Origin of the sequence: Methanolobus sp. (assembly GCF_016278385.1) — an archaeon.
In the GTDB taxonomy this organism is placed as follows: domain Archaea; phylum Halobacteriota; class Methanosarcinia; order Methanosarcinales; family Methanosarcinaceae; genus Methanolobus.
On sequence record NZ_JADQBY010000027.1, the window covers coordinates 14,167 to 26,709 of the forward strand.

A 12,543-nucleotide genomic window follows, 5' to 3' on the forward strand; every position below is an offset into this window, starting at 1 on the left:
TCATCAAATTAATTGAATATGTAAGCAACAGGAATAGCTTCACATAAACTTTAAATAAAATGAAAAAATGAACCGGAATTTTCAATTAGGAACACTGATATCAGGGAATATCCACAAACCTTTAAGTACCTCTATAATATGTAATCCGTTCTATGGAAATCACCGCTGACGTAGGGGGCAATCCTGGAATAGATTGCAAAGGCTTCTGTACATACTGCTATTTCAAAAAAGTTAAAGAAAATCCCCCATTTGGATGCAAATACTGTTTTCCTTTTAAGAAAGGCTGTGACTATTGTACCAGAGGAGTAAGGGAAGCTTACTCCGGCTTCAAACCTGCACAATACGTCTTTCAGGAACTTTACCAGAGGCTTCTGATGAGTTCAGGGGACATAGACAAGATAACCATCAGCGGTGGTGGGGATGTCAGTTGCTATCCTGACCTCATGGAACTCGTCGCCAACCTTGCCCAATTCGGATTACCAATACACCTCGGATACACCAGCGGAAAAGGTTTTGATAAAGGTGATGAAGCTGAATTCTTTATTGAGTACGGAGTGACCGAAGTTTCTTTCACTGTTTTTGCCACAGATCCGGCCCTGCGAAAGAAATACATGGGAGATCCAAAACCAGAAGCAGCACTTGAAGTACTACGCCAATTCTGCCAGCATTGTGACGTATATGCTGCAATAGTCCTTATTCCCGGAATCAACGATGGTAAAGTCCTTGACAATACCTTGCATGATCTTGAGGAAATGGGAGCAAAAGGAGCAATACTCATGCGCTTTGCTAACAGGACAGAAGAAGGCCTCATATTGAACAACGCCCCTGTGATGGAAAATATTGAAACACATTCCATAGATGAATTCGTACAAATTGTCCGCGATGCTGCTGCAAAACACAACCTGCGCATCACCGGAACACCACTTGAAGACACACTCATTGGCTCACCATATGCCATAAGGAATGAAAAGGAAGCACTTGACAAGCTTCCTGAAATCAGAAAAGATGCTACAATACTTTCCAGCAGAGCTTCTCAGGAAAGACTTCAGGAAATTTTCACAAAACTTGGAAGTCCAGTAAATGTCGTTGCAGTTGATAAGGACATCGGATGCCTCATTACCATCGAAGACCTGCAAAAGCTCGATCTCAAAGATGTAAAGGAAACTGTCGTAATACCTGGAAGGGCATTTGTGCATGACCCGGAAGCTGCAGCAGCACTTTCCAGAGACGGGGTCTCGCGCTTTGTCCGCAGGGGACCTGAAATGCTTACATATGACGGAGAGATGTCAATAGGCCTTTCAAAAGAAGATGTTCTTGAATTTGAGATAGAACAACTGACAGAGCTCATCCACGGGATAAATGCCATTGGTGTGGCTTTGAAAGAATAACTATTGGAATACCATCAGAACATATTGAGAAAAGCAGATACGGCTACATGAACTCCATAAGCCCCGTCTGCTTTGAGCGGTCATTCTCAAAAAGGGATTTCATATCCAGCCCAATAATTTCTATTCTTTGTTTCGTATAACTCGAGACATTGTAATCATGGGCTACTTTCTTTGATACTTCAAGATATTTTTTCACAGACCCTTCATGAACTGTCAGTATGACAGATCCGCCACATTTAGGACAGACGCCTGTAAGCGGTGGCCTGCGATACTTTGCAGCACACTTAAGGCACCTTGTACTCTGACGGGAGAATGCCCTGAGATTACCGAACATGTCCGGCAGGAAGTGGGATATAAGTACCCTCTCAGCTACATCGGAAGCGTCAACAGCACGTATCTTATCCCCCAATGCAAGCTGTGCATCCATCTTTTCCACCATACTCCCAAGGGTCTTGTAGGCACTGTGAAGCGGACCTGAAGCAATGTCATTGGTAGAATGTGTGAACATAAAATGATCATATTGCTCAGGAGTTCCAAGTCTGCGACTTATGAGGTCAATTTTACCCTCCAATTCCTTGGGGTTTGTATAATTCAGGGTCGCTTCATAAAACTCAAGTGGATAATGATCACACACATCGATATTATGTGCCTCCTTATCAACCTCACTTGGATCTATACGTGTAGTAAGCACAAGAGGTGCATCCATTTTCCCACCTCTCTTTTCAGGCAGGTAATCCCTCGAGAAATTCATCAGACCATCCATTAACAACATGACACAATCCTCATCACCATCGCAGTTTCTCCTTTTTGCTGCGTGGAAGAACGGATGCGCATAACCCACAGATGCCTTAGTAAAACCTATAAGTCGTCCAAGGACACCTGCTGACGTATGCGGTGCAAGACCCATGAGCATCACACCCACAATATCGTCGATGGTCTCGGCATTATAGTAAGATTCTTCATGATAATACTTCACAAGCAGATCATCGATGTATTTGGTAATTCTCAGGAGATATTCACCACAATCATAGGAAACAACAAGATCCTGCACTTTAAGGCAAACTACCTGATCCTCTGTTTCAAGGGGTTTGCCATATATGTCCTCAGTGTACCCCAGTTTCTTCAGTTGCTCAACCGTGATGCTAAGTTCATCGGCACGAATATGCGTAAGCGGAATGTCGGACATGTCATACCTGACCGTCCCGTCCTTAAAAGTGAAGAGATCATGTTTGGCCCGCAAGATACCTTTTTCAAGGGGTTCAGGAGTCATTGTGCCGGACATCATGCGCTTGACACCTTTTACCTCGATATTAGTATCCCTCTCACCGAGGTTTTCAAAAGCAGCCTGATAGACCTCTTTGAAATCGATGTTCTGCATTTTCACACAGGTAGTTTTCGAACCGCATTTAGGGCAAAGTTCTTTCTGTACGGATATACCACACCGAGGACAGGATAATTTAGGAACTGTGAATTCGCCGCAATCACAACGATACCAGAATGTGTCTTTTCCACATCCAGAACACACACGATTGCCAATCTCCACACGGATCTGCCCGACCTTCCCGTTCATAGAGGACATGTAACCTGCAGCAGCTTCCATTTTACGGGTATTCCCGGCAGAATCCCCTATCGGGAACAATACATGCGGAGCAGGAGTCATCTTCCTCTTATTTGATTTTTCCGGGCGTCCCATCCTTGCACCAATCCTCACAGGTGCACGTGGACGCACTATCAGCCCGCTCACTTCATTGACAGCTCCTATGGTGTCTGCGGATTCAAGAGCATCCCATTTCTTAGTCAGGTCCTTATTCAGACCCATACACCTTATAAAAGGCAGAGGATCACCAATGATCATCTTCCCTTCTTCCACCCTGTGCAGGACAAGCAAATGCTCAAGAAGTGTCTTCATCCCTTTTTCGATGATTGTGTCCAGTGGAAGTTCAAGACTTGCACCATCATTTGAAAGGATGCCGTTCTCTGTTACAAACGCAACAAGTGTAGTAAACTCATCAATTTTGATATCGTGCCAGAGATATGTAAATGCAGGATGCAGTGGAACACCGTATTTGTCACACAGTTCAAGTGCAAGTTCCTGTGAAGGTAATTCCAGTTCACTTCGTAAGTATGGCGTAGTTGTGACCTGCTTCTCAAACTCCTGTATCCACCATTCAAAACAATATGAAGATGGTACAAGAGGATGATTATTCTCGAGGAAATCACCATAATTGATTAATATCTCCCCGATATCAAGTATGCACTCAACCTCAGGATGAATCTGTATTGCGTGTTCCTCATCATCCACCCTGATAACATCACCGGACCTGAGCCTGACAGTAGGACCTTCTATACTATCTACCGGTGCCATTCCGGCAGCTTTTCCCGGACGCTCCACCTTAAGCTGGGTACCTGCAACGATAAAACTATCCATTATATACATACTGGCAGGGCTTATGCCGGCGGCTGCAAAGGATGTGTTTCTTGACCTGCCATACCTTAACCTGAACCCACCGGGACGCATCGGATGCGAGAACACAGGCCTGCCTGCTATCAGATCACGCAGGTATTTGTCTTTTGGTTTTACACCGATAAAACCATCATCATCGTCATCATCGCTACTCTTCGCTCCGGCTATGAGTGTGTTCAGCCAATCCCATCCATCTATTTCAAGCTTGTTGACGTGTTTGAGAACCTTCGGGGCTTTCAGAGCCAGACCTTCTGCAAGCACAAGACACATACCGCCACGTACCCTGTTGGTACCTATCCTGTCAAGGTTCCTGTAACCTTCAACCTCTTCAGCTTCCGTGGGTTCCCCGTCAATACATATAGGACAGTTCTCCACGATAAGCCTTATTTCATCTTCCGATGGAGTATACTGCAAGGTTGCCACACGCCTGTAAAGCAGGATCTCCTCAACATATCTCTCAACCTCTTCCTTACGTGGCTTGAACCTGTCAATACCAACCGCACGGCGCACATAGTCACCCACAAGAACCGAAAGTGCCTGGGCAGTACCTCCTGCACTGCGTATAGGACCCGAATAAAATATCCTGATAAACTCGCTTCCGTCATCGTTCTTGCCAAGGGTCACCTTATCTATTCCCTCAATTGGCGCGGCAACCACGCCTTCTGTGAGCATGGCAACGGATACACGTATAGCAGCTTCTATTGCAGCTTCTTTGGATTCAAATTCCCCAACAACACCCTCTGCAACAGCTTTGCCTATTGCCAGAGCACCTTCTTCACGAGACATAGTCTCATCAAATATCCTTATCTGCTCAGCTACACCTTTCACACCAATGAGATTCTCTACCCTGTCTGCGAGGTCTTTTGCCAGAGGAATCTCTATATGCGGTTTTGGGTCCCTGCCTTTTGAACGTGCACTGTTTGCGATATCTATTTCCCTGTGAAGCTTTGATTCAATCTCCTCAAAATACTCTCGCATTGAATCGCTTACTACTATTTCACCCATAAAGAACAGCCTTCTTTGACCTGTACTATGCTTTAGTCATTAAAATTATTTTCCTGCATTAAGTGTATGGATTATTATTTAATAGATTGAAGTACAAATAATTATTATTTAACTAGCGTAAACCTTAGGAGGGATGTGGATAAAAAACAAATCATCATATTAATGTTAATGCTAACTGCGCTTATACCTATTGCCAATGCAGACATTGTCAGCGACCTTGAGATTAAGGTGAATGAATACAATGAGATTTCAGATAGTTTGCCTTCTTTTCTTAAAAGCCTTCTGGGCAATGAAGTTATCAAACTGGTTATAATGGAAAATGATGGCGAAGATATCTATATAAAAGCAGTCACTGAAAATGCATATGTGACTGTTTATGAAGAAATCGATGAAACCGCTGAGATTGAAGAAACCATAGTTATGAGAACAAACGAAGACACAGTTCAAAGTATACTTAATTCTGAAGATCCACTGACTACTTTCCTTGATGCAAAGGATAACGGGGAGATAATAATCGAACCCGTGGGTTTTGTGGACAATGTTAAATTTACCGTGGCAAATATATTGTTAAAACTGTCACAACTGTTTGGACCGGTATAAAATTAAAAAGAAAAAAAGAGAAATTACGAAGGTCAGTAAATATCTAATTCACTGGCCATTTCCCGATATAATTTCCCTTTGTCAGTTGTTACAAAAAAAACTCCCTTTTGCTCTATGAGCTGTTTTTCCTCAAGACTTGTAAGGTATTTGTTAGCAATTGTAGAATTCAGATTCGCACCGTAAACTATCTGAGTTTTTTTAGCCCCGTCCTGTGCTATCTTTAATATAGCTATTATGATATCTAACCTACTCCGCCTAATAGTAATGCCCCCACATTCTATCCAAGTTTAACGCTAAAACTAACAAATAGCAGTGCGTAAATTATAGCAGTGCGTAAATAATAGTCTATTTAAATTATCATTAAACACGTATTTAACATCATCGACCCTAACAATAATATATTCTTAACAAAGGATTTATGAAACGTATACATAATTTGAAAAGCAAGGCAACAGTTAAATTTATAATAAATACTGCAATAGAGGTATCGTTAACTCCTGATGCGGGAGTAACCAAGCGGTCAACGGTGGTAGACTCAAGATCTACTCGCGTAGGCGTTCGGGGGTTCGAGTCCCTTCTCCCGCACCACATCAAAGGTGATCTTTTTTGTCCAATCCAATTCATTATGATACGGTTGTATCGGCTGTTTTTGATATTCTAAAAAAAGCAGAGACCATGTTGCCAGATGATGTTGTCAATTCCCTCAAAATGGCTGTGACAGATGAAACATCCACTGTTGCAAAGGAACAACTTGAAGCAATCCTTAAGAACATCGAAATTGCGGGCAACACGAAAGTTCCCATTTGCCAGGATACAGGAATACTCATATTTTTTGTTGAACTTGGACGTAAAGCTGTTTTAGACTTCAGTCTTGAGGATGCTATCCTTGAAGGCGTTAGAGTAGCAACCGAATCCATTCCACTTCGCCCTAATGCCGTGGACCCTATAAATCGCAATAACAGCGGAAATAACATCGGAAAAGGGATCCCTGATATAAATTATGAACTGACAGAAGGAAGCAATATCAAAATAACTGTTGCTCCAAAGGGGGCAGGTTCAGAGAATATGAGCGCAATAAAAATGCTAAATCCAACTGAAAAGGACAGGATACGTAATTTTGTCCTTGAGACTGTTCTGAATGCAGGTGGTAAACCATGTCCACCAATAATAGTTGGTGTTGGCATTGGTGGCTCCTTTGACAAGGCCGCAAGAATTGCGAAATCAGCCCTACTTAAAAATGTTGACGATATGAATGAAGAAGAGCTAAATCTGCTCGAGGACATCAACTCCCTTGGAATAGGACCAATGGGACTTGGCGGAAAGACAACAGCACTTGCAGTACATATCAAAAAAGCTCATTGTCACACTGCATCACTCCCTGTAGCTGTAAATATCCAGTGCTGGGCCAATCGTCATGCATCAGTAACCCTGGGTGATGATGAATAATGGTGTATCGACTGAGAACTCCATTGAAAGAAGAAGATATTAAAGAACTCAATGCCGGTGACATAGTATACCTGAGCGGAACTATATACACAGCCAGGGATGAAGCTCATGCAAGAATCCTGGAAATGGCAGAGGAGAAGAAAGAACTGCCCTTTGACCTGAAAGGTTCTGTAATCTATCACTGTGGGCCCCTTATGCGGGAACTGGATGGGAACTGGGAAGTTGTTGCTGCCGGACCTACTACAAGTGCCCGCATGTCGAAGATGACACCAGAACTTCTCAAGATACATGATGTCCGTGCCTTTGTGGGAAAAGGTGGAATGGACAATGTAAAAGAATCTATGGATAATAAGGCGGTCTACCTTGCTTTTACAGGAGGATGCGCCGCATTGGCAGCTATGAGCATTCAAAAAGTAACCCACGTCTATTGGCTGGACTTAGGCATGCCCGAAGCAGTATGGGAACTTGAAGTAAAAGATTTCGGACCTCTGGTTGTTGGAATAGACTCACATAAAAATGACCTGTTCTTGGAAATTAGTAAAAAAGCAAAGGCGGCTTATTCCAAACTCGAATAAGCCAGACTATTTATTTTTAATATTTGTTTCAAATCAAGAAAGTGAAGATACTCCAGGCGATAAGTGTCATAATAATAGAGTGTTTTAAACCCAAAAACGCCGAACCTTCACCCATCTGCCCTGCTACCAGTCCACTCATGAAACCCTGAATGACTGTTGCATGAAACATCAGACGGGTATACTTTGCCGGATCGAAAGCCCCAATGAAACTGCTTCCTGCACCTGCTGCAGATGCAGCCTTACCTGCTTCTGCCATGGTTGGCACGAAGGTAGCAGTGAGCATGGCTATTACAAAAATGAAAACGAAGAATGACATGTAAGTGATAACCACATACACCATCATGTTACCACGTCTTTCACGCTCCAGCATTTTTACTTCTCTTGCATCACGGGCAGCAGCCTCGAGGACAGAAGATACACGACCTCCAGCCTTGCTTGCTTGGGTAATAAGGGAAACTGACCTTACAATAATAGGGGTTGATATCCTAACTGCGAAAGTTTTCAATGACTCCTCAAAAGATACGCCCCATGACATTGAGGAATCCATTATCTGGACTTCCTTGGTCAAAGCACCATATTCACCTTTAGCTACAGTATTAACAGCATTTGGAAGAGTTAACCCTGCCCTACTCATTTCAGATATATCCCTCAAAAAAGTAGGGAGGTACTCCTCGATTGTACTTGTCCTTTTGTACTTTTTATGAAAAGCAATGGAAGGAGGTGTTACAGCTAGAAGGACTGTGAAAATGATTACATCATCAATTATTGGTGTACCCCAGGTAATGGCAAATCCAATCATAAAAAATACCAGAGCTACAGGAATACTAAGAGCAAACGTATATTCCGGATTTAGGCTAAGTGTTTTCACCGGTTCCTTGAAGAAGTTTTTCACAAGCACATTTCTAGTTGCTTCTTCCATCTTTGCATCTATCAGACTGTCTTCAAGCACAGATAGTTCTTCCTCTGTAAGCAATTCACTGGACTGTGTTTCTCTTCGGAAAAAATCAAGTATCTTCATTTTATGCCTCCGGAGTAAGCATACTGATGACTACCACATACATTATGCTGCCAATTGGTATCAATGCGTAAATAATGATATAGAGGAAAGCCATCTGTGCATTTCCCATAATTGACATAATTGATATAACCACCACAAGGAAAAGAGGACCAGCAACAAAAGCCGTCACATAGGTTTCACCCATAAGGCCCAATGTCTCTAGGAATTCTTTCTGGGTCTGACGATTCTCCATGATATATTGATCCGTCTTTATCTTGAAATAGGACTCAAGCTGACCACCAGACGTCACAACCGTAATTGCACCCTGCAGGAAGTCCTGCAATGAAGTGGAAGGAGTTGTAACTGCAAGATTCTTCATTGCACTGACAAGGTCCTGACCAAGTATCTCAAGATCACGTACCAGATAGCGGCACTCCACTGACATCTCACCATAAATGTCATTTATTGCAAGTGATCTGAAAAGATCAACGGGAAGCACACCTGCACCGGACATTGCAGACATGTAGTTCACAGCATATGGAAGCATGCTGTCAATTCTTCTTTTTCGGTCTCCTGCCATTATAGAAGGATATGCCTGGAACAACTTGTAGACAACTACAAACACCAGAATTGTGAACATTAAACCAAGTATTACACCTACAATAATAGGCTTGTACTGAATTAACGGCTCAACCCATCCAGGGAACATGATTCTGGTAGCCTTCACGTCTGGGACACCAAACACCAGAAGAATTAATGAAATGAAACCAAGAGCACCAAAAGCACTCAGAATGGAACTTAACAGTGCACTGGACATGAAGACATCATAACTAACATCCATTCTGTTCTTCAGGATACTATGACGAAGGCCAAAAAAATCAAGCCTTCTCTTTTCATAGTATTTTCCAAAAAGATTGTAAGCAAAAACTTCATAAATATTAACCATATAATTCCTGCCTTACAACTTTCATTATCATTTCCGGTTCACGGCTATAACCCACAATAATTTTTGTGAAATCCCTGAAATGCGTTATCTTCTTTACACGGGTCCATTCGAGGATATCCTGTCGCTGCTTTAACTCATCACGAACTCTTTCTTCAGTCCAGCCACGGCTTTCCATAACACTTTCTATAACATAGGATCTACCTGAATACTGGAACATGTCCTTTGAAGCATCCCATACAAACACGTCATTGGTAAGAAGTTCACCTGTTCTTGGATCAACACCAACTATTTCTGTAAGACTCTTGCAACGCCTGACACGTTCATCACCCACTTTGACCTGTACCTGTATTGCCACAAGGTCAAGTGCCTGGATCATAATCCTTGGTACGTTAATAGGAGGATTCTCAAGCCTGTGTACCACCGATTGCACTGAATCAGCGTGCATGGTTGAAAATGTAGTGTGACCAGTTGACATTGCCTGGAAAAGAACATAAGCTTCAGCTCCTCGAACTTCACCTACAAGGATGTATTCAGGCCTCTGCCTAAGAGATGCTCTCAAGAGTTCATACATCTCAATGGAACCTTTTTCCTCTCCGGAGAATGCTTGTCTGGTAACACCAGGTATCCAGTTAGGATGAGTAAGGTTAAGTTCCCTTGTATCTTCAATGGAAACAATTTTCATTTCCGGCTGGATGAAAAGTGAAACTGCATTCATGGCTGTTGTCTTACCTGAAGCAGTACCTCCTGCAAAGACAAGACTCTTGCTCGAGTCTACAGCAAGCCACATGTATGCCATCATTGCAGTTGAGAAAGTATGGAATTCAATCAGATTTGCAGGAGTGATTGGATTATCCTTGAATCTTCTTATAGTAAAAGTACTTCCACGAGTTGTAATTTCTCTGCCTAATGTCATCTGTATACGTGAACCATCAGGCATAGTAGCATCAAGCAATGGTCTTGCAATTGATATGTGTCTGCCACAAATTTGAGCAATCCTGATAGCAAATGAATCCAGCTGATCATCAGAAGCGAATTCTATGTTTGAAGGTATTGAGTTGTATTCTTTGTGGTAAATATATATAGGCGTATTAGGACCGTCACATGAAATATCCTCAATGTATGGATCCCTCATTAGTACATCTATCATACCGTAGCCCACATAGTCACGAACAATATGATATCTGATCCTCTCACGTTTTCTCGGAGAGATATCTATCTGGAATTCTTTCAGATACTCATACATATTTTCAGATAGGTACTCTTCTGCATCCTTACGGGATACCTTTTTGAGATTTACGTCAAGAGTTTCAACGAACTTTAACTTTATAGCATCCAGAAGTTCCTGTTCTTTTTTGGAAAGAACCGGTTTAACAGCCTGATACTGAAATTCATGGGATTCAGGATCATATGCTATTCTGATGTAACCGTAAAGAGGATTTACCTCATATAACTCAACTTCCTTAAAAGGACTGTCTACAGGCATGGTAAGATCCACAATAGGCCCATGGTCTACTACATTGTAAGGATCAAGATTTACTTTCTTTCTGGAAAAAAGTTTACTGACGCGATCAATTACTGACTCTGTTTCTTCTTCATCGATGACAAATTCGTCCTCAATTGGCTCTATTTTCAATATTTCAGAAATGGTCTTTTCCCAGAAGGATTCCCTATCATCCGGAACAGCATCACTATAAGATGAAATATAGACTTCATCAACCCTACTCTTTAGGCTCTCGATGCTCACAGGCTCTGCATCCGGCAAGATTAGATCTGCAAGTTCATTTATGAAATCATCCTGATCTACTGCCAAGACATGATCTAACAACGTACTCTCATCTTCTTCATCCTGTTTTTCATTTGAAATCCCTTCAACAGGAATAGCAGAAGAGTCTATGATATCTGAAGAAGAGTCAGGTTTAATTTCTTCAGATCCATCATCTTCCGAGGCTTCCGGATATAAAAGAGGAACTTCTTCTCTTTCTAAAAAAAGCCCCTTGTCATCAACACTCACCGTTTCAACCGGAAGACCGCTTTCATCATCTTTATCTTCAGTTCGGTCACCTGAAATGTTATTCAATTACTACCAACCCCAATATTAGTGGTCATATAATTTTCTTCAAAATTAACCATACAGCATCTAATCATGAATTTGATTGCGAGGTCATTTCTTGTCCTTTGACAATGAAAATTTCTTCCCCTTCTTTTTCTGATCTTTTCCTGCTTCCCTTCCAACAGTTTCAGCAGATACTTTTATGCCTGCTATTTCAGCCCCTTCTTTGTTGAAGCCAACTGCTGCCTGGGAACCTGGATACTTAACGACAACTGGTGCTTTAAAGGCCAGAGAATTCTTCACGTTATTATCTTCCCTTATTGTTGCCAGTATTTTGAGACCAAGAGCTGTTTCAATTCGTTCTGCACTTAACTCATTCTGAGTAACACCTGTCCTGTTGAGAAAAACTCCACGGAAAGGTTTTCCCATGTTATCAGAAATTGCCTTTATTTTCATTGCACCGGCAAGGGATACTATATCCGGGTTTACGACCAGAATAAGCTCATCTGCAAGTGATATGGAATTAATAGAATTTTTGTTGATACCTGTGGGAGAATCAATGACAATAAAATCATATTTTTCTTTTATACCATCTATGATCTCACCGATAATGTCGGTATTTGCGTTCAAAAAACTGTGAAGAGAAATGCTTCCCGGTAAAACATGCAGATTATTTGGACCATCGTAAATGGCGTCTTTTAAATCTGCAGTGCCTGCAAGAACATCATGAAGGCTCGCTTTTGAAGTATCTAATCCCAACATCAGCCCGATAGTGGGCATTCCGATATCAGCATCAATTATAAGAGTCTTTTTTGCAAACCCTGCAAGTGCAGCACTAAGATTAATTGCAGCCGTAGTTGTGCCGACACCACCCTTCCCTGAAACAATCGTAATAGTCGTTGCTGTCATAAAATGCCTCTATATTATAGTTTCCTTTCCAGTTGAAGACCTGTCAATATCATGTCATCTAAAGTATATACTAAACTAAATATCACTTATAAATATAAATACATATCTATATAATATACTGATAAATTTGATGTATCAATTATCAATATATATGATCAGAGAA

The 12,543-nt window shown here is 41.7% G+C and carries 10 protein-coding genes and 1 tRNA gene; 5 read left to right on the plus strand and 6 right to left on the minus strand.

The features are described from left to right. Positions 1–152: 152 nt before the first annotated feature. Entirely contained in the window at positions 153–1,388 is a 1,236-nt protein-coding gene (gene mmp10 / locus QZZ23_RS10745; protein WP_292469908.1) for a methyl coenzyme M reductase-arginine methyltransferase Mmp10, read from the plus strand. Positions 1,389–1,431: 43 nt separating this feature from the next. Here mmp10 and QZZ23_RS10750 read toward each other — a convergent pair whose 3' ends face one another. Beyond that, positions 1,432–4,857: a DNA polymerase II large subunit gene (locus QZZ23_RS10750; RefSeq protein WP_292469909.1), complete on the minus strand. Its 3,426-nt coding sequence runs from the start codon at positions 4,855–4,857 to the stop codon at positions 1,432–1,434. Positions 4,858–4,992: 135 nt separating this feature from the next. Here QZZ23_RS10750 and QZZ23_RS10755 point away from each other — a divergent pair, with 135 nt between their 5' ends. Beyond that, positions 4,993–5,457 (plus strand): hypothetical protein, encoded by a 465-nt coding sequence (locus tag QZZ23_RS10755; protein WP_292469911.1) that lies wholly within the window; start codon positions 4,993–4,995, stop codon positions 5,455–5,457. Between the two features lie 32 nt (positions 5,458–5,489). On the opposite strand, the gene QZZ23_RS10760 is transcribed toward QZZ23_RS10755, so the two are convergent. Next, entirely contained in the window at positions 5,490–5,738 is a 249-nt protein-coding gene (locus QZZ23_RS10760) for a winged helix-turn-helix domain-containing protein (protein ID WP_366931347.1), read from the minus strand. Between the two features lie 221 nt (positions 5,739–5,959). On the opposite strand from QZZ23_RS10760, the gene QZZ23_RS10765 reads away from it, so the two are divergent. The 3 genes from QZZ23_RS10765 to QZZ23_RS10775 all read left to right on the plus strand — a co-directional run bounded on the left by QZZ23_RS10765 (position 5,960) and on the right by QZZ23_RS10775 (position 7,478). Continuing rightward, positions 5,960–6,045 (plus strand) — tRNA-Leu (locus QZZ23_RS10765). A gap of 18 nt (positions 6,046–6,063) precedes the next feature. Next, on the plus strand, positions 6,064–6,903 hold the full coding sequence (locus QZZ23_RS10770) for a fumarate hydratase (protein ID WP_292469913.1): 840 nt from the start codon (positions 6,064–6,066) through the stop codon (positions 6,901–6,903). Further along, on the plus strand, positions 6,903–7,478 hold the full coding sequence (locus QZZ23_RS10775; RefSeq protein ID WP_292469914.1) for a FumA C-terminus/TtdB family hydratase beta subunit: 576 nt from the start codon (positions 6,903–6,905) through the stop codon (positions 7,476–7,478). Before QZZ23_RS10770 ends, QZZ23_RS10775 begins: the two co-directional genes overlap by 1 nt. A gap of 28 nt (positions 7,479–7,506) precedes the next feature. Here QZZ23_RS10775 and QZZ23_RS10780 read toward each other — a convergent pair whose 3' ends face one another. The 4 genes from QZZ23_RS10780 to minD all read right to left on the minus strand — a co-directional run bounded on the left by QZZ23_RS10780 (position 7,507) and on the right by minD (position 12,380). Then, positions 7,507–8,496 (minus strand): type II secretion system F family protein, encoded by a 990-nt coding sequence (locus QZZ23_RS10780; protein ID WP_292469916.1) that lies wholly within the window; start codon positions 8,494–8,496, stop codon positions 7,507–7,509. 1 nt (position 8,497) lies between these two features. Next, entirely contained in the window at positions 8,498–9,421 is a 924-nt protein-coding gene (locus QZZ23_RS10785) for a type II secretion system F family protein (protein ID WP_292469918.1), read from the minus strand. After that, complete coding sequence (locus QZZ23_RS10790; protein ID WP_292469920.1) at positions 9,414–11,498, minus strand: type II/IV secretion system ATPase subunit; 2,085 nt, start codon at positions 11,496–11,498, stop codon at positions 9,414–9,416. Before QZZ23_RS10790 ends, QZZ23_RS10785 begins: the two co-directional genes overlap by 8 nt. Before the next feature lie 84 nt (positions 11,499–11,582). Next, positions 11,583–12,380, minus strand: coding sequence for a cell division ATPase MinD (minD, locus tag QZZ23_RS10795; protein WP_292469922.1), 798 nt, complete (start codon positions 12,378–12,380; stop codon positions 11,583–11,585). Positions 12,381–12,543 lie beyond the last annotated feature (163 nt).